Source organism: Thiohalomonas denitrificans (genome assembly GCF_016841685.1).
In the GTDB taxonomy this organism is placed as follows: Bacteria; Pseudomonadota; Gammaproteobacteria; order Thiohalomonadales; family Thiohalomonadaceae; genus Thiohalomonas; species Thiohalomonas denitrificans_A.
Genome location: NZ_JAENYR010000029.1, coordinates 16,166 through 39,983 on the forward strand (window position 1 = coordinate 16,166; position 23,818 = coordinate 39,983).

16 protein-coding genes are annotated in these 23,818 nt (G+C 61.0%); 8 read left to right on the top strand and 8 right to left on the bottom strand.

What is annotated here, in order from left to right; genetic code table 11:
* Nucleotides 1-67 precede the first annotated feature (67 nt).
* The 3 genes from Q7L05_RS08305 to Q7L05_RS08315 form a co-directional block, all read right to left on the bottom strand.
* The gene (locus Q7L05_RS08305) at nucleotides 68-748 is read right to left on the bottom strand and encodes an SURF1 family protein (RefSeq protein ID WP_303904701.1); all 681 of its coding nucleotides are present in this window, start codon (nucleotides 746-748) and stop codon (nucleotides 68-70) included.
* A gap of 81 nt (nucleotides 749-829) precedes the next feature.
* A complete protein-coding gene (locus Q7L05_RS08310) occupies nucleotides 830-1,390 on the bottom strand; it encodes a cytochrome c oxidase assembly protein (protein ID WP_303904704.1) in 561 nt (186 codons plus the stop codon).
* Nucleotides 1,391-1,690: 300 nt separating this feature from the next.
* Nucleotides 1,691-6,529 carry an NAD-glutamate dehydrogenase gene (locus tag Q7L05_RS08315; RefSeq protein ID WP_303904706.1) on the bottom strand — a complete coding sequence of 1,613 codons (4,839 nt, stop codon included), beginning with the start codon at nucleotides 6,527-6,529 and terminating at the stop codon, nucleotides 1,691-1,693.
* A gap of 146 nt (nucleotides 6,530-6,675) precedes the next feature.
* Between Q7L05_RS08315 and Q7L05_RS08320 the strand changes: the two genes are divergently transcribed.
* The 4 genes from Q7L05_RS08320 to Q7L05_RS08335 all read left to right on the top strand — a co-directional run bounded on the left by Q7L05_RS08320 (nucleotide 6,676) and on the right by Q7L05_RS08335 (nucleotide 13,271).
* A complete protein-coding gene (locus tag Q7L05_RS08320; RefSeq protein WP_411293328.1) occupies nucleotides 6,676-7,830 on the top strand; it encodes an isocitrate/isopropylmalate dehydrogenase family protein in 1,155 nt (384 codons plus the stop codon).
* A gap of 168 nt (nucleotides 7,831-7,998) precedes the next feature.
* Entirely contained in the window at nucleotides 7,999-9,279 is a 1,281-nt protein-coding gene (locus Q7L05_RS08325; RefSeq protein WP_303904713.1) for an aspartate aminotransferase family protein, read from the top strand.
* A 37-nt stretch (nucleotides 9,280-9,316) separates the two neighbouring features.
* A complete protein-coding gene (locus tag Q7L05_RS08330) occupies nucleotides 9,317-10,945 on the top strand; it encodes a sensor histidine kinase (protein WP_303904716.1) in 1,629 nt (542 codons plus the stop codon).
* A gap of 511 nt (nucleotides 10,946-11,456) precedes the next feature.
* Nucleotides 11,457-13,271: a CHASE domain-containing protein gene (locus Q7L05_RS08335; RefSeq protein WP_303904719.1), complete on the top strand. Its 1,815-nt coding sequence runs from the start codon at nucleotides 11,457-11,459 to the stop codon at nucleotides 13,269-13,271.
* 58 nt (nucleotides 13,272-13,329) lie between these two features.
* On the opposite strand, the gene Q7L05_RS08340 is transcribed toward Q7L05_RS08335, so the two are convergent.
* The gene (locus tag Q7L05_RS08340) at nucleotides 13,330-14,775 is read right to left on the bottom strand and encodes an NAD-dependent succinate-semialdehyde dehydrogenase (RefSeq protein ID WP_303904722.1); all 1,446 of its coding nucleotides are present in this window, start codon (nucleotides 14,773-14,775) and stop codon (nucleotides 13,330-13,332) included.
* Complete coding sequence (locus Q7L05_RS08345; protein WP_303904725.1) at nucleotides 14,768-16,210, bottom strand: amidase; 1,443 nt, start codon at nucleotides 16,208-16,210, stop codon at nucleotides 14,768-14,770. The genes Q7L05_RS08340 and Q7L05_RS08345 overlap by 8 nt, the downstream gene beginning before the upstream one ends.
* A gap of 252 nt (nucleotides 16,211-16,462) precedes the next feature.
* On the opposite strand from Q7L05_RS08345, the gene Q7L05_RS08350 reads away from it, so the two are divergent.
* Nucleotides 16,463-16,840, top strand: a complete 378-nt coding sequence (locus Q7L05_RS08350) for a hypothetical protein (RefSeq protein WP_303904728.1) — start codon at nucleotides 16,463-16,465, stop codon at nucleotides 16,838-16,840.
* A 139-nt stretch (nucleotides 16,841-16,979) separates the two neighbouring features.
* On the opposite strand, the gene Q7L05_RS08355 is transcribed toward Q7L05_RS08350, so the two are convergent.
* The gene (locus Q7L05_RS08355) at nucleotides 16,980-17,942 is read right to left on the bottom strand and encodes a D-2-hydroxyacid dehydrogenase (RefSeq protein ID WP_303904731.1); all 963 of its coding nucleotides are present in this window, start codon (nucleotides 17,940-17,942) and stop codon (nucleotides 16,980-16,982) included.
* A gap of 102 nt (nucleotides 17,943-18,044) precedes the next feature.
* Between Q7L05_RS08355 and Q7L05_RS08360 the strand changes: the two genes are divergently transcribed.
* Nucleotides 18,045-19,244, top strand: a complete 1,200-nt coding sequence (locus Q7L05_RS08360) for a pyridoxal phosphate-dependent aminotransferase (protein WP_303904734.1) — start codon at nucleotides 18,045-18,047, stop codon at nucleotides 19,242-19,244.
* A gap of 37 nt (nucleotides 19,245-19,281) precedes the next feature.
* Here Q7L05_RS08360 and Q7L05_RS08365 read toward each other — a convergent pair whose 3' ends face one another.
* Together Q7L05_RS08365 and Q7L05_RS08370 are read right to left on the bottom strand one after the other, a co-directional pair.
* Nucleotides 19,282-20,538, bottom strand: a complete 1,257-nt coding sequence (locus Q7L05_RS08365) for a PAS domain-containing sensor histidine kinase (RefSeq protein WP_303904737.1) — start codon at nucleotides 20,536-20,538, stop codon at nucleotides 19,282-19,284.
* Between the two features lie 32 nt (nucleotides 20,539-20,570).
* Entirely contained in the window at nucleotides 20,571-21,092 is a 522-nt protein-coding gene (locus Q7L05_RS08370; protein WP_303904740.1) for a DUF4126 family protein, read from the bottom strand.
* Between the two features lie 183 nt (nucleotides 21,093-21,275).
* On the opposite strand from Q7L05_RS08370, the gene mug reads away from it, so the two are divergent.
* Both mug and Q7L05_RS08380 read left to right on the top strand, forming a co-directional pair.
* Complete coding sequence (mug, locus tag Q7L05_RS08375; protein WP_303904743.1) at nucleotides 21,276-21,854, top strand: G/U mismatch-specific DNA glycosylase; 579 nt, start codon at nucleotides 21,276-21,278, stop codon at nucleotides 21,852-21,854.
* A 171-nt stretch (nucleotides 21,855-22,025) separates the two neighbouring features.
* Complete coding sequence (locus tag Q7L05_RS08380; protein ID WP_303904746.1) at nucleotides 22,026-23,708, top strand: DEAD/DEAH box helicase; 1,683 nt, start codon at nucleotides 22,026-22,028, stop codon at nucleotides 23,706-23,708.
* Nucleotides 23,709-23,818 lie beyond the last annotated feature (110 nt).

A 23,818-nucleotide genomic window follows, 5' to 3' on the forward strand; every position in this document is an offset into this window, starting at 1 on the left:
CAATTGGCCGTTCGCTAGTGGGAATGGAAGTGATCCGCCGGCCGCCAGTGATTTGCCGAACCGCCCTTTATCGCTTCTCCCTTTGACGGCTCTTTCCAAGCACCATGAGGAACAACAACGACAATACGGCGAACGCGAACCACTGCAGCGCGTAGCCGATATGCATGCCCCACTTGTCGGCGCGGCCAAGCTCCGCGTCCAGCAACTCGCCTGCCAAACGCGAATCCTCCACCAGCACAAACGGTGCCACCGAAACCCCGTGTTCCCTGGCGTAGCGTTTCGGCTCCAGATAGGGCCACCGATCACCGAATACCTGGTTTGACCCGGTGAGCTGGAGTGCGGGAATGGCGGGGCGCACGAACAGTCCCTCGACTTCCGTGGGTTGTCGATCCCGCCCGACCGGGGCCTCCTGATTGGTCACCCATCCCCGGTTCACCAGCACGCGCAGTTCACTGCCGGCAACGTGCAGGGGTACGATATGATGCAATCCACGTCGGCCGTCCGGCTTGCGACTCTCGACCCAGAAGTGGTGCTTCGTTTCGAACCGGCCTCGCGCGACTGCTCGCCGATAAAGGAGATCCGTGCCCACAGTTTCACTGCCCTCGATGATGACCGGTTCGCGGGCTGCCTGTTCCTGCACCATGGCACTCTGTGCCTCTGCCTCTTCTGCCCGGTCTAACTGCCAAAACCCCAACTGCAGACAAAGGGCACTGACGAGAACGACACCGATGCCGATGAGTGCCCGCATGACTTCAGTCTCTTCTCTCCTGTCTCCATTCGGCATCGGAGGGTCGAGCCGGGGCCATGAAACTCCTCGTTCGGATCGGATTCACTGGTTTCTTCTCGACAGCAGGAAGCCCGCTGATGGTGTCGCTGTCCCGTCGACCCGCATAAACGTATAGGAGAGAGTCAGTGTGTCGATGTCGTCGGGCAATTCCGGTGACACCCGAAAAGCCACCGGCATCTGTTTCGTCTCGCCCGGTGCGAGCGTCTGTCGGGAAAAGCAGAAACACTCGGTCTTGCTGAAATGGCGGGTTGCCTGCCAGGGCACTATCGACGGTATCGCCTGGCCAGTGATTGACGTGGCGGAGCGGTTGCTGGCCCGGAAATTGACTCGATGCGTGGTTCCTGCCGGCACCTGCACACTGTGCACGTCGGGCACGAACCCCCAGGGGAGCGTGTCATTGACCGACGAATTGAATGTAACCGTCACCATGCGCCCTTCGCCGTTCGCTTTCCCTTCCGCCCCTGCAAGCATCGCGGTAGCCGGCTGGACATCGGCCAACCGGCCGATCAGGAGCGGCACCATAACAACCCCGAAACCGACCATTCCGGCCACTATCAGTAACCGCTTCGGCACGGTGCTTCGCTTGTGCGTTCCCTCGCTCATTGGTGTCTCCCCTCTCAGAGCATCACCCCAGCCCTGACTGTGACTTTTCAGGCAGCGGCCATTGGTGGCCGGTCACTCTGCTATCGAGTGGCGTTCCCTGTAGAGGAACACCTCGATCCGTTCCCAGGGTTGGTCAAGCCGTACCGCGAGCCAGCGTGAACCCATGAGGGTCGTGGATTGGTACGGAACGGGATCTGGAGCAGACGCCCTGTCTCCATCAGGATAGCTGTCGGACTCCTGACTGCCATGGGGAAAACACCGCAATCCACCCCTTCACAGGGTTCGAACAGAGTTCCATCTTTAAATCCGGGTGGCATTGTCGTGCTCTCGGGACAATTTTCTGAGTTCGTTAAGCGCCACGCTGAGCAAGGCAAAATCCGCTGCCGGTGCGGTCTGAAACTGCCCCAGCCTGCGGTGAAGACGCTCCACTGTCTCGAGATTGGCCACCACCCAGTTGGCGACCAGGGTACGAGCGTCCTCTTCACCGGGGCTGGTCTGCAACGCCTCGACGGTCAGCGTACGGTGCAGACGGTACAGTTCATCGCGGAGTGCCTCCCGCGCCAGCCGTGACCAATGATCTTCCGCCGAAAGCGCCCCAATCTGATCTCTTAGCCAGCGCATTCCCAGCATGGCTCCGAGAGCGAAGTAGAGGCGTGACACGCGTCCAATGGGAAGCTGTAGATGGGCAGCGACATTAGCGATATCCAGTGCCGCAAGCAGCAGTGGCAGAGTGGCAAAACGCGAGGCGGCTTGCGGCGACAGACCACGGTCGAACAACTCTTTTTTTCGCTGGTCGAGGTACGCGTGGTCAGCTGAGTCAACCAGCTCCGGCAGTGTGTCACGGAGTGTGTCGGCACTGTTTTGGTAGGTGTCGATAGCCGCTGCTACATCCAGAGGTTGCCCCCGGTTGCGCAACAGCCAGAGCATCGCCCGTCGTGCCAGCTTGCGGATATCTTCAAGGAGATAGAGCTGATAACGCGCCTCCACCTGGTTGTCCATCGATGCAACGCTCTGCCACAGGGCGGGCAGGTCGAAGATCTTGCGGCAGGCCATGAAGGCCCGGGCGATATCGGGTGCATTGCTCCCCGACAACTCTTCGATCCGGAATACCGCCGTCAACCCGAGCCGATTGATGAGGTTGTTGGCGACAAAGGTGGCAGTGATTTCCGGGCGCAGAGGATGCTGAGCGATTTCGCTGCCGTAGGCCTCGACGATCGGCTGCGGAAAGTATTCACCGAGTTCCTCGGTCAAACCGGAATCGTGACGGATATCCGAGGCCAGTAAATCGTCGAACAGGGCGATTTTGCTGTAGGAGAGCAGCACGGCGAGTTCCGGCCGCACCAGGCCTTCGCCTGTCCGGTGTCGCGCCTCCAGTGCTTCGTCATCGGGAAGGTTCCAGGTGTCCCGGTCCAGATAACTTCGCTTCTCCAGCCAGCGCATGAACGCGCTGTGTTCCGGCAACCGGGCGGCAGCGTGGTGTTCACTCATGGAGAGTGATTCGGTCTGTTGATAGTTGTTGCATAACACCGTGTTTGCCACCTCTTCGGTCATGTCCGATAGCAAACGGTTGCGGCGTGCCACCGTAAGTCGTCCTTCCCTGACCGTTTCGTGGAGCAGGATCTTGATGTTGACCTCGTGGTCCGAACAGTCGACCCCACCCGAGTTGTCGATAAAATCGCTGTTGAGGCGGCCCCCCTGGCGGGCGTACTCGATACGCGCGGCCTGGGTGAGTCCCAGGTTTCCGCCTTCGCCGATCACCCGGCAACGCAACTCTCCGGCATTGACCCGTACAGTGTCGTTGCTGCGATCTCCGACCTCTTCGTCGCTTTCGTTCGACGCCTTCACAAAGGTCCCGATGCCGCCATTCCAGAGCAGGTCGACCGGCGCCTTGAGAATGGCGCGAATGAGATCATTGGGAGGCATCGCCGCTCGCTCGATACCCAGCAGCCGGCGGACCTGAGGTGAAACCGGAATCGATTTGGTGGATCGGGAGAAGACACCCCCGCCTTCGGAAATGACCTGCGGGTTGTAGTCGGACCAGGAACCGGCCGAACAGAAAAGCCGCTCCCTTTCCGTAAAGGTCGCCTCGGGATCCGGGTCGGGATCCAGGAAGATGTACTTGTGGCTGAAGGCCGCTACCAGCCTGATATGGCGTGACAGAAGCATGCCGTTGCCGAATACATCACCATTCATGCCACCGATCCCGGTGACGGTGAAGTCATTCGACCGGCTGTTGATCCCCATTTCGCGGAAATGACGCTCGACCGAAACCCAGGCCCCGCGCGCGGTGATGCCCATCTTCTTGTGGTCGTATCCGGTGGAGCCGCCCGAAGCGAACGCATCTCCCAGCCAAAAGTCGAATTCGGCCGCGATGCGGTTGGCGAGGTCCGAAAAGGCGGCGGTCCCCCTGTCGGCGGCAACCACGAGGTAGGGGTCGTCGCTGTCGTGCCTCACCATCCGAGGAGGCGGAATTACTCTTTCGCCGTCCAGGTTGTCGGTAAGATCGAGCAGGCCGCGGATGAAGGTGCTGTAGCAGGCTGCAATTTCCTCCTTCATCGCGCCGGGGTCCTCCGGGGGCTGCTTGACCACGAAGCCGCCCTTGGCACCGACCGGCACGATGACGGCATTTTTGACCATCTGTGCCTTCATGAGTCCAAAGATTTCGGTGCGGAAATCCTCGGGTCTATCGGACCAGCGGATGCCGCCGCGCGCGACTTTTCCACCCCGCAGGTGGATCGCCTCGACGCGGGGCGAATAGACGAAGATTTCGAAGCGCGGACGCGGCTCCGGAATATCCGGCATCTGCGTCGCGTCCAGCTTGAAAGCCACGTACTCCCTATTCCTGTCATCACGCTGGTAGTAGGTCGTCCTCAGGCTGAACTGGATCAGTTGGTAGAAACGTCGCAGGATTCGGTCTTCATCAAGATTGGGGATATCCTCCAGGGAGCGCTCTACAGCATCGGCCAGACGCTCCATGCGATCGGCCGAGGTGTCTTGGCCGGCGGGATCGAATCGTGCCCGAAACAGATCCACCAGCAAACGGGTGATCTGGGCCCGACTGACCAGGACCTGCTCCATGTAGCCCTGGCTGAACGGAAAGTCCGTCTGCAGCAGGTACTTGCAGTAGCTGCGCAGCATGACGGCCTGGCGCCAGGTGCACCGGGCGTGCAGAACCAGGCGGTTGAAGCCATCGTTTTCGACACGGCCATCCCATACCCGGGCAAAGGCCTGATGGAAGCGATGGCGGACCGAGTCGGGTTCTACCGGTTCATTTTGATAAAACTCCATTCCCAGATCATGGATCCATATCGGTGGGCGGTGAGAGGAATGGATCTCATGGGGGCGTTCGTCAGAGACGCTGACGCCCATGTTTTCCAGCATGGGCAGAACGGTCGAGAGCGAAATGGGGTGTCGCTGGCGAAACAGCTTAATCCGCAAGTGACCGGAAGGGGCTTCCAGCGGGTGGTAGAGCTGAATGGCAACTCCCTCACCCTCCAGGGCTTCCATTTCAAGGATGTCGTGTACGGCAACGGGCGCCGTATACTCTTCGCAATAGGAGGAAGGGAAGGCCTTTCGGTAGTAGGTAAAAAGGCGGTTGCCCTTCTCTTCGCCCAGCTCCTGCAGGAGTGCCGTATGCAACGCCTGTGACCAGGAACGCGTCACCTCGACAATGCTCCGTTCGATCTCGCGAACGTTGTAGTCGGGAATGGCGCCGTCGGCATGTACCGTGAGATAGAGCCGGGCCAGCTGTGATTCGGAAATCGAGACATCGAAATCCATATGGGTCGCATCGAAGGCCTTGCGCATCACCTCCTGTACCTGCAGGCGTACGTCGGTATTGAAACCCTCCCTGGGTAGAAAAACCAGACACGACAAAAAACGATGATAGGGATCGCGACGAATGAGAACGCGGACCTGCTGGCGCTCCTGAAGATGCAGGATCCCTGTCGCGATATCGAATAGTTCCGCGGGGCTGCCCTGAAACAGTTCGTCACGCGGCAGGGTTTCGATGATATTCAGCAGGGCCTTGGCAGAATGGCTGCCGGGCCTGAGTCCCGAACGCTGCATGATCTGTTGTACCTTGCGCCGTAGCAGCGGGATCTCGGTCGGGCGGCTGGTATAGGCGCCCGAGGTATAGCGTCCCAGGAATCGCCTCTCGCCGGTCGTATTGCCGGTGGCATCGAAGACCCTCACACCGACATAGTCGAGATAGCCGGGCCGATGGACCGTTGCCCGGGAACTTCCCTTGGTGAGGATGAGCGCAGCAGGGCTGACCGCAAGCTCTCGAAGTTCACCCGGTAGCCGCTCAAAGCTCTCGGAGAGGACCGCCCTCCGCGGCTCCCTGACAATGCCGAGGCCCGAATCGGGAACCAGGCGCAGGTGCTTTTCACCGTCCGGTTCTTCGAGGGTGTATTCCCGATACCCGAGAAAGGTGAAACTGTCCTCGTCCAGCCAACGAAGGAAGGCCCGGGTTTCCTCTAGTTCCGAGGTTTCCACCGGCGGCGGCTGGCGGGTCAATGCCGCAACACAGTCATGGAGCTGCTCGCGCATCAACGGCCAGTCTTCCACGGCGGCTGCCACGTCATCGAGCACCCGGTTGATCCCTTCGTGAAGGGCGCCCAGCATTTCGGGGTCGGTCTGCCGGTCGATTTCGAAATGCAGGAAGGCTTCCGCCCGGGAGTCGCCGGACTCGCTCCCCTCTGGCAACACCTCCAGCAATTCCCCCTGTGCATTGCGGCGTAGATTCATAACCGGATGAATGATCAAGTGAACCGTCAGCCCCTGGCGATTGAGCTCCATTCGGGTCGAGTCGACCAGAAACGGCATATCATCCTGAACGATCTCGACAATGGTGTGCGTGGTATGCCAGCCGTGCTCCTCGACTCGCGGGTTATAGACCCGGATGAGGCGTTCACCCTGGCGTCGGCGAGCGGCGAGATTCCAGTGGGCAAGCGCCGCACCGTAGAGATCCAGAAGGGTGCGATCGAGCAGATCGTCGGGTCCCACGCGGCGGTAGTATTCGCGGGAGAACGCCTCGATCGAAACGGCCTGGGGGGCGGGGCATTTATCCCGTATTCGGGTGACGACCTGATCGACAAGGGAGTGCTTTTTCTCTTCCGTGGTGCGTGGCAGTCCCATGGGTCCTTCCGTGGTTCGGTTTGCATTTCCTACCTTCACTGTAGGCCAGGCACCCAGCTCGGGTGGTGCCTGCCGGTACCAACCCGAGCCAAAAACCCGCTCTCGTCTAACCTTGTATCAGACTGGACCCGATAACAGGAGGCATGATGCAGGCAAGGACGCGTTGGCGTATCGCTGTCGCGCCGGGTGACGGCGTGGGACGCGAAGTCATGCCGGCGGCCCTCACGGCATTGCAGCAACTGATGAGGGATGATGGCCCACGGCTGCAACTGACCGAGCTGGAGTGGCCGGCAACCGCCTACCACCGTGAACACGGCCGGATGATGCCGGAGGAGTGGCGGACCCGGTTGGCCGACTTTGATGTGCTGCTGCTGGGGGCGCTGGGGGACCCGGGGCCGTCGAGCGATGCGAAGCGTTACCGTTTGCCGGATGCAGTCTCCCTGGCGCCGATCCTTGCCATTCGCCAAGGCTTCGACCAATGGGTCTGCGAACGCCCGGCCATATCGCTGGAGGGGGCGCCTCGATACCTGGCCGACGAGAGGGCCGGTGCCATCGATATGCTGGTGATTCGGGAGAACAGCGAAGGTGAATACATCGGGCAGGGCGGGCGGACCGCCCCCGGAACCGGTCACGAAGTTGCAACCCAGGTGGAGGTGTTTACCCGTTTCGCGACCGAACGCCTGTTTCGACACGCTTTCCAACGAGCCCGGCAGCGGAGGGAGGAGCGGGCTGCGGGGCGGCGCGCCCTGCGCTTCGGTATGCAGGACCGGGCCGACGCTCAGGTGTGCCTGGTAACCAAGCGAAATGCGCTCCGGCACTGGGGGGAAATGTACACGGAAATCTTTGCCGAGGTTGCCGCGGATTATCCCGATATCGATACCCACCATGAGCTGGTGGATGCCGCCTGTATGAAGTTCGTGACCTCCCCCTGGCGATTCGATGTGGTGGTGGCCAGTAACCTGCAGGGCGACATCCTTACCGATCTGGCGGCGGTACTGTGCGGCGGATTGGGGGTGGCGCCCTCCTGCAACCTCAACCCGTCCAAACGTCACGTACCGCCCATGTTCGAACCGACCCACGGCAGCGCACCCGACATCGCCGGCAAGGACCTGGCCGATCCGCGCGCCATGTTGCTGACCACCGCCATGATGCTCGACTGGATGGGGGAGGAGGACGTCTCCGCCAGCAAGGCGGCACGTCGGCTTCGCCAGGCCATCGAGGTCGACTTGCGCGAGCACCAGGGGGAAATCCGACACGGCAGTGCCATCGCCGACAGCATCCTGGAACGGATTGGCGGTTGAATGGACCACTCGGGGCCTGTCGGACTTAACACTGATCGACTCGGAAAAAGCTGTCTCAAACCGGTTTCCCTCGCTAGGATCGGTCAAGTCCGACAGGCTCCTAGGATTAATATTGAAGGGATGATAACCGCATGCTGGCATTTGCCCGAAACCAAAAGGAGCCGCACTATGGAGAAGCACCCCGAAACCGGCGGTAAGGGTTGCCTGTCGCCTTTGTTGAAACAGTCGTCGGATATCACGGCCGTACGCGGTGAGGGTGTCTGGCTTTACGACGACAGTGGTGAGCGTTATCTCGACTTCACCTCGGGCATCGGGGTCACGAGTACCGGCCATTGTCACCCCAAAGTGGTCGAGGCGGCGCAAAAGCAGGTCGCCAATCTCATCCACGGCCAGTACGCCATCGTGCGCCACCAGCCCCTGGTGGAGTTGGCGCGACGCCTCGGCGAAAAGATGCCGGAGCCGATTGATGCCTTTTTCTTCGCCAGCGCCGGGACCGAGGCTATCGAGGCCGCCATCCGACTCTCCCGCCATGCCACCGGCCGGCCGAATCTCGTCGCCTTCCACGGCGGCTTCCACGGTCGTACCATGGGCTCTCTCAGCATGACCAGTTCGAGCGTCGGTCTGCGCGCGGGTTTGCAGCCAATGATGGGCGGCGTGGTCTATTCGCCATTTCCGGATACCGATCGCTACGGCTGGGAAGAGGATGTTGCTGCCGATTTTTGCCTGCGCGAGCTCGACCATGTGCTGGCCACGATGAGCTCACCCGGGGAGACTGCCGCCATGTTCATCGAACCTATCCAGGGCGAAGCCGGTTACCTACCCGCCAGCACCCGCTTCATGCAGGGGCTGCGTACCCGTTGTGATCAACATGGAATCCTGCTGGTGATCGATGAAGTCCAGGCGGGGTTCGGCCGAACCGGCAAGTTCTGGGGGCATCAGCACTTTGGCGTCGAGCCCGACGTGGTCGTCACCGCCAAGGGCCTGGCCAGCGGTTTTCCGCTCTCCGCCTTCGGTGCCTCATCATCGCTCATGGAACGGGGATGGCCCGGTTCTCAGGGCGGGACTTACGGCGGCAATGCCGTCGCCTGTGCGGCGGCGCTCGCCACGATGGACGTTATGGAAGAAGAGGGACTGGTGGATAACGCCGCCGAGCAGGGAGCTCATCTCTTGGCACGACTCGAACAGCTTCGGGACAAGCACCCGGAAATCGCCGTTGTACGCGGACGCGGCCTGATGCTGGGCACCGAGATTATCGATAGCCACGGTAAACCCGACGGTCAGCGGGCGGCGCGGATCGTCAAGGAAGCGGAGCGGCGCAATCTGCTACTTATCCGTTGCGGGGCCTACGGCGGGCAGGTGATACGGTGGCTGCCACCGCTGATTGTGCAGCGGGCGCAACTCGATCAGGCAGTCGATACCTTTGAGCAGGCTTTGATGGCAGTCCGATAAAATAGAGACGGATCCAAAGCGGGGCGAGGAAAACAGCATGTCCGACACGCCAGAGTGGATACTCGAGCAACTGCCCTATCCCGTGTCGTATGTCGACCGGCATGGGGTGGTGCAGCGCTGCAACGCGGTTGCTGCAGAGCTCATGGGCCGGTCAGTTACAGAGGTCGTCGGTCGATCCGTCGAGGTTGTACTGACCGAGCATCCGGATCTCCGCGGCCTCATCGAGCAGGGCTTGCGCTCGGGGAAGCCGCAGACCGCGCACCTGAATGCAGTTTTTTCCGAAAACCCCGAGTGCATGCGATGTTTTCATGTGCACATTCGGCCACACCCCGATAAGCACGGCAAGGTGCAGGGCGTGCTGCTGACAGGGGAGGATGTTTCCCCGTGGCGGGAGATCGAATTGGCCAGGGACCGGGTGGAAAGGGACCGGGAACTCGGCGAGGCGCTGAATCGCATCAACGGGCTCATCCATTCTACCCAGGACTTCCGCACCATCATGTCTCGGGTGATCGTGGAGGCGGCCGAAGCCGTCGGAGCCGAATCGGCAGTCATCTATGTCAATGAAGGAGCCGACTGGGTGGCGCGTTACACCTATGGGCTACTGGACTCGATCCGCGATCGGCACTTCACCGACCAGGAGCTGCGTGATTCGATTCGGGCGGTGCGCGAGGGTGAGGCAATCCTGATCAACGACGCGCAAGCCGATCCCGACGTCAACCGCGACCTGGTGAAGAACTATGGAGTACAGGCGGTGCTGGATGTCGCTCTGCAGATGGCAGAGCGCCCGGTTGGTGACTTCGGTCTGTACTACCACACGCCCGGCAAGCATTTTACTGAAGCGGAAAAGGGATTTCTCGACAAGGTGGGGGCGTCGGTGGGCCTGGCCCTGCAGAACGCTAGTCGGTTCACCAGGCTTCAACAGACGGAAGCGGCCCTGCGCGAGAGTGAAGCCGTGCTGCGCCGAACCAATGCGGAATTGCAACAGTTTGCCTATTCGGCTTCCCACGACCTGCGTGCACCGCTACGGGCTGTTTCCAATCTGGCTTCCTGGATAGAAGAGGACCTTGGGCCGCAGTTGTCCGGCGAAAGTCGCGGCCACCTGCAGTTGCTGCGTGAGCGCGTGCGCCTTATGGATGCCTATATTGAGGGGCTGCTCACCTACTCTCGAGCTGGCGGCAGGACCAGCGAGGTCGAAGAGGTCGACAGTGCACAGTTGGTGGAAAATATTTTTACAGGCCATGACGTCGCCAAAGGCATTCGCCTGACAGTAGCCGAAAATATGCCGCGGCTGGTTACCGACACGACCAAACTGCGGCAGGTCTTTGCCAACCTGATCGGCAATGCTATTCAATATCACGATCGCCCCGATGGGCAGATCCGGGTCTCGGCCGATGACGCCGATGGGTTCTACGCATTTTCGGTGGCGGATGACGGGCCCGGTATTCCCCCCGAATACCATGAACGGATCTTTCAGATGCTCCAGCGCGGACCCGGCTCTGAAAAGAGCGAGGGGACGGGCATCGGTCTCGCCGTGGTCAAAAAACTGGTGGAGGATGCCAGGGGGCACATTGAAGTCGACTCGGCTTCGGGACAGGGCGCCACGTTTCGTTTCACTTGGCCCAAGGTGATGGAACCGGAGGTCTTTGAGCCGCCCTCGACCGGATAGCAAAAACCGGAGTGGCTATCGAACTATCCACCCCTTGTTTAGGACACTTCCAATAATCCAGCGCGGATTTCGTTGTGCCCAAAATCGCCGAGTACAAGGCGCGCTGGGCAGGCAATGGCCCGCCCTTGTCAAGTAGCGCAACGCCGTTGTCGGCGATTTTGGGCGCAACCCTTCGGGCTCGGGCCGTTTTGCCCGCTGGACTGCGTTACAGCTCGCTTGTGTAGAACAACTACACGTCGCTCGCTGCGCCTTGCCAGCGAACAAAACGGCCGCGCGCTCTGTCAGACCGTCCCGCGAATTGCGTTGCATTGCACCGAGCTTTCTTTCATTAGAATCACTCTTTTCGGCTAAGGACACTCCTTCTCCTTGAGCAAGACCATCTTGTTTGTGAACGTCTCCATTTTTGGAATGAATATAGCGGTGAATTTGAACCCGACATAAACAGATTTGATCCCGTCATTTCGGCATTCTCTGGCAGGCTGAAGCCTCCTATTGCAACCGGGTGCCGACGATGAAACCGAGAACGCGTGAATGTCTGGAACGAGTGGGTATTTTTCACAACGAGACCCTGGCCTGGGTGGTTCTTGCCGTCTCCCTGGTCGTAACGGTCCTGGCCTCCTATGTCACCGGGGAAATTATCCAGAGTCGGGCCGAGGATCGCTTCGCGTTTGAGGTCGAAGAGGCGCGACATCACATCACCGGGCGTATGCTGGAGTACGAGCAGGTTTTGTGGGGCGGCGTAGGACTGTTCAAAACCTTACGCGGGGCAGTGACACGCAAGCAGTGGCACCAGTATGTCGATGCCTTGCAGTTACAGTGTTTCTATCCCGGAATTCAAGGCATGGGTTACGCCCTGATGCTTGGCCCCGACGACCTGGCAAGCCATATCGAGGAGGTCCGGTCGGAAGGTTTTCCCGACTACTCGATCACACCAGTGGTGGACCGGGACACCTATAGCACCATTATTTATCTGGAACCGTTTGACGTGCGCAATCGGCGGACTTTTGGCTACGATATGTTCTCCGAGGCAGTGCGCCGCACTGCTATGGAGCGGGCCAGGGATAGCGGACGGCCTGCTGTATCGGGACGGGTGACCCTGGTGCAGGAGAAGGTGGATGATGTCCAGGCCGGTTTTCTCATGTATCTGCCCGTGTACAAGCCGGGACTGCCCACCCGAACGGTTGAAGAGCGGCAGGCAGCACTGCTCGGTTTCGTTTACAGCCCCTTTCGCGTCGAGGATCTGATGGAAGGGATTTTGGGCAGTAGCACGCCTGAGTTGGAGTTTGAACTGTTTGACGGCGGGGAGCGGCTCGACGACAGCGAGCTTCTTTATAGCTCCGATCCGGGAAACCACCTTGAGGACGGGCAGGCGCACCCGGCCCACCAAACGACCACCACCATCGAGTTGCCGGGCCGTACCTGGACCGCCCGCTTTCACAGCCGACCCGCCTTCGATGCCTTTGTCGGAAGTACTAAGCCGCTGTTGATCGCCATTGGCGGAGTGACAATGGACTTCCTTCTCTTCATCGTCGTTTGGTCGCTTGTGGGTCAACGAAAGCGCGTGCAGCAAACGGCAGAGGCGATGACGGCCCGCGTGCGGGAACGGACCCACGAATTGGAGATCGCGAATCGGGAGCTGGAGCTCGCCAATGGCGAGCTTGAGACGTTCTCCTATTCGGTCTCTCACGACCTGCGCGGCCCCTTGCGGGCGATTGACGGCTTCACCCAGATGCTGAGGGAAGATTACGGGGAGCGACTCGATGCGACGGGACTGGACTATATCGCACGCGTCGACCGTGCCACGATCCGCATGGGGGCACTCATCGATGGTCTACTGGCTCTGTCACACCTTTCTCGTAGCGAGCTGCGTTCCGCCGAGGTCGATTTGGGTGCGCTGGCCGAAGAGACCGTTCGCCAGTTGCGAGCTGCCGAGCCGAACCGTGAGGTGAACGTCGAGATTGCATCCGGGTTGAGGGCGATGGGCGATCCCGCCCTCCTGCATGTCGCCCTGCAAAACCTGATCGGGAATGCCTGGAAGTTTACGGCGCAACAGCCCGACGCTCACATCAGCGTGGGACGGATTGCCAAGCTGGGCCGCGAGGTCTTCTTCGTTCGGGATAACGGTGCCGGATTCGAAGCTCAGTACGCTCACAAACTATTTGAGCCCTTCAAACGCCAGCATAGCGACAGTGAGTTTGAGGGAACGGGCATCGGGCTCGCGACCGTTCGCCGCATTATCCAGCGTCACGGGGGCGAGGTATGGGCCGCCGGGGCGACCGGTGAGGGTGCGTCCATCTACTTCACCCTGGGAAAACCGACGTCATGATGACCTCGTAAGTCAGGGCGCGTCGACCTTGCCGGAGCAACGTCTGCGGTATTCATTCTCAGGGTGGGCATGCGACGGTCTGTGTCTCGATGAATTCGACCAGGCCTTCCGGTCCGCCTTCACGCCCGAATCCCGACTGTTTCATGCCGCCGAAGGGGGCCTCGGGGGTTGGGCCGGAGCCGGTGTTCCATCCCACATGGGCGAATTCCAGACGGGACACTATATGCCCCGCACGTTCGGAATCGGCAGTGAAGAGGTAGGCGGCGAGGCCGAATTCGGTATCGTTGGCGCGGGCAATGACCTCCTCTTGGCTGTCGAATTCGGCGATGGGCACCAGCGGCCCGAAGGTCTCTTCGCGGCTGACGAGCATGCCGGGTGCAACACCGCGAATCACCGTTGGCCGGAAAAAGCCCCGGGCGGTGGACCACTCGCCGGGATCGCCGCCCGAGATCATGCGGGCACCTTTGTCGATCGCATCGGTAAGGTGGCTACGCACTTTTTCATAGCCGCTGCGATCAATGAGGGGGCCGATATCGGTATTCGCGTCCATGCCGTTGCCGACCCTGAGGGCGGAGGCCTTCTCGGCCAGTTTCTCGGCGAAGGCCGGGGCGACCTTTCGTTCCACAAAGATGCGATTGGAGCAGACGCAGGTCTGCCCGCCGCCGCGGAACTTGTTGCTGACCAGCTGCTCTGCGGCATGGTCGAGATCGGCATCGGCGAAGATGATGAACGGGGCGTTGCCGCCTAGCTCCAGGGTTAGTCGCTTGATGCCGTCCGCGCTCTTTCGAATCAACTGCCGACCTACCGCTGTCGAGCCGGTAAAGCTGATTACCCGGACATCCGGGTGCTCCATCAAAGTATCGGTAATGGGACACGCACCGCCCATCACCAGGTTCACCTTGCCGGGAGGCAGGTCCAGGTGCCGATCGATCAGATCGAACAGCGCGATCATGGTGAGTGGCGTCTTGCTCGACGGTTTGACCACGCAGCTGCAATCCGCAGCCAGAGCGGCGGATAGCTTCTTGGCGATCATGCCGATCGGGAAGTTCCAGGGCGTCATTAGCCCTACCACACCGGCCGGGCGGTGATAGACGGTCCAGTTCAGGCCGCGTGGCTGTTCGGGCAGTGTATAGGGCTTCAATAGCCCGATGTTTTCGGCACAGTAATCGAAAAAGCCGGCCGCGTAATCGACCTCCCCGATGCCCTCCTTCCAGGGCTTGCCGTGCTCGTGAGTCAGAATGCGGCCGATTTCCTCACGGTGCGCGATAAGGGCCTCCGAGATCCCTCTTAGCCAGCCGCGCCGGGTTTCCAGGCCTGCACAGTGCTCCAGGGCGTGACGCCCGGCCTCGATGGCCTGGCGGGTCTCCTCGGCGGCCATCGTGGGGATCTCCGCAAGCACTTCGCCGTTGGCCGGGTTCGTCACCTGGAAAGAGTCCCCGACGCCTCGCTGCCAACTGCCATTGATGTATCCGGCGGTATGGAAGAGGAGCGGTGATTCAAGCATAAATCGTCTCCCTGTCGTCGTCGTCGGTTCCGGGGGTGTCCAGCATGGGTGGCCGGCGTCTGATCGGCCGGGCCTGTTCAAAGGCGTGTGCCGCCCGCAAGACCAGCGCATCGTGATGACGCGCTCCCACCAGTTGCAGTCCGATGGGCAATCCTTCACTCGTAAAGCCGCACGGCACCGAGGAGGCGGGCTGGCCGGTCATGTTGAAGGGGAAGGTAAACGGGGTCCAGGACGGCCAGCGCCGTTTCGGCCAGCCGGGCGGCACTTCCAGTCCGGCCTCGAAAGCGGCAATCGGCAGCGTGGGTGTCAGCAGCAGGTCGAAACGGTCGTGAAAACGCGACATCTGTTCGAGGAGTTCCTTGCGGATGTTTTGTGCCGCAAGGTAATCCAGCAGAGGCATTTCGGCCGCATCTTCTGCCGATTCAACCAACCCGGGGTCCATCAGGCGGCGTTGGTCGACATCGATGGCGCGCAGGGCATTGGCCGCTCCGCCAAAGAACAGACGTTCGAACGCCTCTTCGGGATTGGGAAAACCCGGGTCGACGGAGTCGACGGCTGCCCCCAGAGACTCGAAGACCCTGGCCGCTTCCGCTACGGCAGCCGCAATTTCCGGGTCCACCTTGACGAAACCAAAGTCGGCGCTGAATGCGATGCGCAGCCCGGCAATGTGGCCGCCAAGTGCCCGCACATAATCGGTGCGGTCGGGCGGCAGGCTGGGGTCGCGAATATCCGGCTCCGTCAGTACGTTCATCAGCAGGGCGGCATCCTCCACCGTTTTCGTCATGGGTCCGGGGTGGGCGAGAACGCCGAAGGGGCTACCGGGCCACATGGGTACCCGGCCGTGGGTCGGTTTGTGACCGAACAGGCCCGAAAATCCGGACGGGATCCGGATCGAACCACCGGCGTCCGTGCCGAGTGCCAGCGCGCCCATGCCCAGCGGAATGGCAGCGGCGCTGCCCCCGCTGGAACCGCCTGCGGTGCGCGAGATGTCCCAGGGATTGCGTGTGATGCCATCGACCGGATTGTCGGTGACACCTTTCCAGCCGAACTCCGGGGTCGTGGTCTTCCCGACCGGGACGGCGCCATGCCGGCGCAGGGCCGCCACCGCAGGGGCATCGACACGCCAGGGCTGGTCGGGAGTGATGGTGCGGGAGCCCTTCAGGGTCGGCCACTCGCGGGTGAGGAAAACATCCTTGATGGCCACCGGCACACCGTCCAGTTCGCCCAGCGATCGGCCGCGCAGGTGGCGCTCCTCCGCCGCGCGGGCCGCCTCCAGTGTGGTCGCCTCGTCGACCAGGCAAAAGGCATTAACGGCCGGGTTGTAGCGGCGGATGCGATCGAGCGCGGCCCTGGCGGCTTCCACCGGTGATAACAGGCGGTGTCGGAACATCGCGGCCATTTCGGTGGCAGTCAAATCGGCTACATCCGTGTCCATGCCGTCCTCCTGTTCGTTTCCTGCCCTGTTACTATCAGGAACGGTTCCCGTAGGGCCCGGGACCACAAAGCTGTTTGTGGTTATTAAAGGGGTATAGCAGAAAGGGCTTGCATAGGCGTATTCCTTCCCCGAAAACCGAATCGAAGTGGGATTCCCGGTCCGGAACAATGTGACGCGTGTCTTATATGTTCGTGAATGGCTGCTATATGCTCCGCTGGTTAGACGCCACGCTTCAACAAAAAATCAAGAAGGATGAAAATGAAAAACTCAGCACTCCTCCTCGCAATGTCTCTGGCCTTTTTCCTCGCCGCATGTGACAACAACGGCGATACGGCTCCCCAAAATCAGGAAACGTCGGCTCAGACTGACGAGACATCGGCCATGCCGACGACGCAAACGGACGCAGCGATGGGCTCCGAAACCGAAACCGAAGGCGAAACGGATGCCGCTTTGGAAGGGGCTGATGAGACCGGCGTCGAGCAATCGGCTACAGACGCAGAAGCGGACAATGGTGACGCAGCGGATTCCGGGGAGCTTGCTGCGGAAGAGGCCGGAGAAGAAGCCGACGAAGAAATGCAGAGCGACGATACGGTTTCTGATGCCGCTGACAGTGAATCGACGGACCAGTAGCTGATAGCCCGCAGCACGACGGACCGGTCATGAGCATGGCCGGCCGGCCCGTCGTCCCTGCAGTTTGTTCTGGTGGTATCCCCTTCGACCTCGGCACGTACCTCCTTGCAGTCCGGTGTCGTGATCCGGCAGCGACCCGTTAACGGCTCTTTTTAACGAGGTTGTTCAAGGGGGCTCCCCTGCGCCAGCGCTGGAAGTTCTCGACAAATTGTTCGCTAAGCGCTTCGCGCCAGCCGATGAAGTCACCGGCCATGTGAGGCGACACGATCACCTGGGGCATCTCCCACAACGGGTGTTCCTCCCGCAGGGGTTCATCCTCGAAGACGTCGAGCGCAGCCCCGGCGATCCGGCCATTTTGCAGTGCTTCCACCAATGCCTCTGTCTCAACGATCGGACCCCGCCCGATATTGATCAGTCGTGCACTCGGCTGCATCCGCGAAAATGCCTCGGTTCCGAACAGTCCTTCGGTGCTGCGGGTCAGTGGAGCGGCGATCACAACGAAATCGGCGTCGGGCAGGAGATCGTATAGCGAGTGGGCGGCATGGATGGCCTGGAAATCTTCATCGCCTGCCCGTTTCCGGCTGGCGATGCCCTCCACGTGCATGCCGCTGGCGCGAGCCAGATGTCCGATGCGGCGCCCGATGGAGCCGGCGCCAACCACCAGCACCCGTCTGCCGGCGATGCGTTCGCTGTCGCGGTGCCGCCAGCGGTGTTTGCGCTGATGTTCCAGGGTTCCGGGAAAGTCCTTGGCAAAGGCGAGCATCAGTCCCAGCACGTATTCGGCAATAGCGGCATCGAATATGCCGCGCGCGTTGGTCACCGGGATGTGGCTGTCGATCAGTTCCGGAAACAGGATGGTATCCACGCCGGCGCTGGCGGCATGGATCCATTGAAGCCGTCGGGCCCGGGGCCACGCATCCCGCAGCCAGGTGGTACGAAAGTCGGTAACCAGCAATATATCCGCTTCGGGGAGTGCCGCCTGCAAGGCCTCGGGTGAATCCGCAAGGCGAAGCTGCGCTGCGTTTTCGAGCGATTCCAGGCCGGGAGGCCAGCCCTCCCCGGGGGCGCTCAACACGGCAATCGTGGGAACTGTCTCGGCCATCAGAAAACGTCCAGGTGTGCAGTACTCATACTACGAAATCTAGCAGCCTGTCGTACTGGACGCTAACCTACTACTGAGGCACCGGTTAGGGATACAGCAGGGATGTCGAGGGAGAAGACACAGGAGATTGATTCGGGCGGGGAGTCGGCATTTAATCCTGCCCTGCGTGTTTTGCCTATACCGGGTATCCGGCGGATGGTCAATTTGGCCGCCAACATGGATGATGTGATTCACCTCTCCATCGGTCAGCCGGATTTTCCTACACCGCCGCATATCGTGGAGGGCCATATCCAGGCGCTGAGAGACGGCCACACCGGCTACGCCATGGATGCAGGATTGCCTGAACTGGTCGCCGAACTGGTTTCTTACTACTCCGAACGCTACGGACGCCCGTTAAAGGGGGACAATTTCCTTGTCACCACCGGTGCGACCGAAGCACTCTACCTGGCTCTCAGCGCCACCGCTGCGCCGGGGCGGGAATTCCTCATACCCGAACCGACCTTCCCTCTCTACGCCCCCCTGGTGCGGATGAACGGAGGTGAAGTCAAGACGATTCATACCAGTGCAGACCGGGGCTATCAACTTGACCCGCAGGAGGTCATCGATGCCATCGGCATGTCGACCTACGCCATCGTCCTCAACTCCCCCAATAATCCCACCGGGGTGGTCTACCCCGGGGAAACGGTCGAGGCAATCGTTCAGGAAGCGGCCTACCGCGGGGTCAAGGTGATCTCTGATGAGGTATACGATCATCTCGTCCTGGACGACATGGAGTACCCCAGCGTCATCCGCTGTGCGGCCGACATCGACCAGACCATGGTGGTGAGCAGTTTCTCCAAGACCTTCAGCATGCCCGGCATGCGGATCGGCTGGATCATCGCCAGTGAAGCGGCGATCAAGACGCTGCGTCGCTATCACATGTTCACCACCACCGTTGCCAACACGCCGGCACAGTGGGCCGGTGTCGCGGCCCTGACCGGCGACCGTGGTTTTCTGGACGACATGATCGCCGAGTATCGCCGTCGCAGGGACAAGGTCGTGCAACTGGTCAGTGATGCGCCCCATCTCACTGGCTATTGGCCGCAGGGGGCCTTCTACATCCTGCCTTCGCTCCCCGCCAATGCCGATGGTTCCTCGGTGGCACTGCGCATGCTGGAGGAAACAGGGGTGTGCACGGTTCCCGGCGAAACCTTCGGGGAATCGACCACGAACACATTCCGAATCAGCTTCTCCACTTCGCTGGAGAAGATTGAGGAGGCCTTCTCGAGGATGATTCCCTGGCTGGAAAGACAGCATTTCTAGTCACAGGAGGGGTTAGCCCGACCCACAGAATTTGTTCTTAGTGTGTCTTTGGCCAGGTGAAACGGAAGGTGGTGCCCCAGCCGGGAGCGGAGTCCACTTCGATGTGTCCACCGACGCGCTCCACCACCTTTTTCACGATGGCCAGTCCTATGCCGTAGCCGTTGTGGTGCTGGGGAACAGGGCCGCGCTGAAACATGTGAAAGATGTGCTGGTGGTATTCGGTCGGGATCCCCGGGCCATCGTCCACGACCGAGAATTCCCAGAACCCGTGGAGATCCCGGCAGGACATCCAGACGTGACCGTCGGCCCGGTCGTGGTGCTCGACGGCGTTGCCGATCAAGTGCGTGAGTACCTGGGTGAACAGGGTTTGGTTGGTTCGTATCCGCGGCATGGTCGGGGAGGCCGAAAACCGAAAGCTCTCCGGCAGGCCCTGTTGATTCGCTATCTGTCCCGCCAACTCGAAAGGCGAGATGTCGTGGGTACCACCGGCGGCGTGGCCGGCCCGGGAAAATTCGAGTGTCGCGTTGATCAACTCGTCCATGCGCTGCAGTCGGGCCCGCATCAGCTGCATATGATGAACCCCTTCGTCGGAGAGGTTTCCTCCGATCTCCTCTTCAATCCAGGAGGAGAGGGCGTGAGCGTTTCTCAATGGCCCTTTCAGATCATGAGAGGCGACGTAGGCAAACTCCTCCAGCTCCGCATCCCTCTGCTGCAGGATCTCCATGGTGCGCTGTCGTTCTTTTTTTGCCTCCCTGCGTTCGGAGATGTCGCGGATAATCAGCAGCGCATTCTCCACGCCGCGGTTCAGGTCGACATCGGGGAACACCCGCATTTCGAGATGGCGATCTCCGCCCCGGGTCGAGAGGCGAAATTCCTGGGTAAGACTCTGGCCGCTGGCAAACATCAACGCGAGCGTATCGTTCCAAAGCGTGGTGAGCTTCCGGGGAAATCCCGGCCCGGTACTGGATTTTCCGACGAATTGGTCAGGAGTGCGGTCCAGGCAGGCCTCTACCGCAGGATTGGCGTACCGGCAGCGCAGTTGTCGGTCATAAATGAGGACGGCGTCGGAAAGATTCTCTGCCAGGGTGCCAAACCGGTAGGCGGTTCCATATTCATCCGAGCTATCACGGTCCTCCCGAATGACAGGCGCTTGTCGCCACACCTTACCGAAGCCATAGTCGGTACCGCGGCGCCAAGTGGAGCCCAAACGCGAAAATCGGTGCCGCACCTTGGCGGTGGGTGCCAACGAAAGTAGTAAGCTGGATTGGCGATCCGTTGCACGCTGCCCTGGCATAGCGTTCTCCTTACATTGCATACCTTAAGAGACTAGCCATGAAAAGTAGAACTGCTAGTTTTTACGCCTGATCTTCGATAGTTCCGGCCACGGCTTCCGGTCAATACCAGGACGGCAAGGCCAAGCGCCAGCCCGTCTTCGAGGGCGCCGACGACAGGGTCCGGCACGCGGTATCTGGTGGTGATCCGGCTTCTGGCCGTAGCCAGGACATAGGCTCCCACCACCGAACTGAAAGCACCCATTATGGCCGATGATCTCCGTTCGGCACCCAACCGCGGGGCCAGTACGGCACAGGAGATCGCCCCACTGGCTGCCCGAAACAGAAGGGGGCCGGTCTCCAGCCGTGAACCGACGACGGGCGACTTGTCGGCGATGAGCTCCGCAAGGGCCAGCAGGGTCGTCGTGATGGGAATCCGGGAAGGTTGTCTCCGAGGGGGCGCCTGAGGACCTGCCGCGCCTAACCGGCTGGCGACTGCGGGTGCCATCATGCTTCTCGAGCCGGCAATCAGACCCAGTGCAGCGGTGATAAGAAGAGTGCGTCCCGGCGCCCTCATGATGGGTTGCCATTCTGCTTTTGGCTTACTCCGGTATGGTCGCTCATCGCCCACCTCTTCTGGTGGTCCGGTTGACGGTTGAAACGATTATAGAACGGGAGAGCCGGGCCGCGTGGTACCGCACGGTGGCAAACGTCCCGGCAACAGTATGACGCGGTCGCAATTCGCCCTACCCTATTCTGTATGGATGAGCGGCAATCGGCACTGCATGAGGGGCGGATCCGTCCCACCAGGTTGGACCTCGAAGCGGCCGTAGACCGGGAGGTTCCGGACCTGCTGGCGCCGGAGCTTTCAGTGGTGTTCTGCGGGATCAATCCGGGACTCTACAGTGCGGCAGTGGGCCATCATTTCGCCCGTCCCGGAAACCGCTTCTGGCCCGCCCTGTATCAGGCCGGTTTTACCGAGCGGCTCTACTCCCCGTACGAAGAGGACCGATTGATGCTGTGCAGTATCGGAGTCACCAATCTCGCTGTCCGCGCCACGCGGGGCGCCAGTGATCTCACGACCCGGGAGTTGCGTGAGGGGGCCGAAAACCTGCGTCGCAAGCTGCTGCGCTACCGGCCCCGGGCCGTTGCGGTGCTCGGCCTGGGTGCCTACCGGACGGGGTTCGGCGAGCCACGTGCCCGTATCGGCCTCCAGCCGAATGCCATCGGTGAAACCGCCGTGTGGGTCCTGCCGAGCCCGAGCGGTGCCAATGCCCACTACCAGCTGCCTGTGCTGGTTGCGTGCATGAAAGAGCTGCGCCGTTCGTTACAGACATGAGCACTGACTGAAGTTCACCGTGCGCCTGGGAGCCTGTCCGGGGAGTAGGCATCTGCCAGCCGCGAAGGCGTGCCTTCAGGCTAATTTATTGCGCGCCATACCGCGGTATGGCGTACAATTCGTACCTGATAAATGATTCGTGATTTGAAGCATCCCCCCGAGAGAATGTCCATGTCCGATAAGCCGGTTCCCGTTTTTTCCCAGCTGGGCCTTGCTGCGCCCGTCCTTCAGGCCGTTGAGGAGGCTGGTTACGAAGCACCGTCCCCCATCCAGGCGGAGACCATCCCGCCATTACTGGAGGGGCGCGATTTGCTTGGCCAGGCCCAGACCGGTACCGGCAAAACCGCAGCCTTTGCCCTGCCGCTTTTGAGTCGCATTGACCTGGCGCAGCGCCGCCCGCAGGCCCTGGTGTTGACGCCGACCCGCGAGTTGGCCATCCAGGTGGCTGAGGCCATCCAGGCCTACGCCCGCCATCTCCCCGGTTTTCACATCCTGCCGGTCTACGGCGGCCAGGGCATGGGGACGCAATTGCGCGGTTTGAACCGCGGGGTGCACCTGGTGGTGGGCACACCGGGGCGGGTCATGGATCATCTCCGACGCGGAACCCTGTTGCTGGACGATCTCAAAACCTTCGTGCTGGATGAGGCCGACGAAATGCTGCGCATGGGCTTCATCGATGACGTCGAGTGGATCCTGGCCCGTGCACCCCAAGAGCGGCAGATAGCGCTCTTCTCCGCAACCATGCCAAAGCCGATCCAGCAGGTGGCCCGCCGCCATTTGCGTGACCCGGTGGAGGTGAAGATCGCATCAAAGACCGCCACCGTGGAGACCATCACCCAGCGTTACTGGCAGGTGAGCGGGGTTCACAAGCTCGATGCCCTGACCCGGATCCTCGAAGTGGAACCGTTCGACGCCATGCTCATTTTCGTGCGCACCAAGACCGAGACGGTCAATCTGGCCGAAAAACTCGAAGCGCGCGGCTTTGCAGCCGCCGCATTGAACGGTGACATGAATCAGGTGCAGCGCGAACAAACCGTCGAAAAGCTGAAACGCGGTGCGCTGGACATCGTGGTGGGGACGGATGTGGTGGCCCGTGGTCTGGATGTGGAGCGGGTCAGCCATGTGGTCAACTACGATATCCCATACGACACCGAGGCCTATGTGCACCGGATCGGGAGGACCGGACGTGCCGGCCGCAAGGGTGATGCTATCCTCTTCGTCGCCCCTCGGGAGCGGCGTATGTTGAAGGCGATCGAGCGTGCCACCCGCCAGCCTATTACTCCCATGAGCCTGCCAAGCCGGGAGGCGGTGACCGATAAGCGGGTGACCCGTTTCAAGCAGCTCATCACCGAGACTCTCGAGAGTCACGATTTGAACTTTTTCGAGGATTTGGTCGATGGCTACCAGGAGGAGCACGACGTCGGATTGAGTGAAATCGCCGCGGCGCTGGCTTATCTGGTTCAGCGCGAACGGCCGCTGGAGGTGAAGGAGCAGAAGGCCCCGGTGGAGCGAGAGGGTCGTGATGCCAAACGCAGTGGCCCGAAGCGGTCCCGTTTTGATCGCGAACCGGATGCCGGCATGCAGAGCTATCGCATCGAGGTGGGACGGGAGCATGGTGTGCAGCCGAAACACGTCGTCGGCGCCATTGCCAATGAAGCGGGAATCGACAGCCGTAACATCGGGCGTATCCAGCTCTACGATACCTACAGCACGGTCGACCTGCCGGAAGGCCTGCCGATGGAGCTGCAAAACCACCTCAAGAAGGTCTGGGTCTGCGGCCGCCGATTGAACCTGAGCCCCACCAATGAAAAAGGCCGTAAACCGAAGCCTCGGCAGGGGAAGGACCGTTCCTAGGAGCCTGTCGGACTTAACACTGATCGACTCGGCTCGGGCATCCTGCTTCGCTCTAACTCCTCCATCCATGGAGTCGTGCGGAAAAGCCGGATTTGGCCAGATTTTCCGAT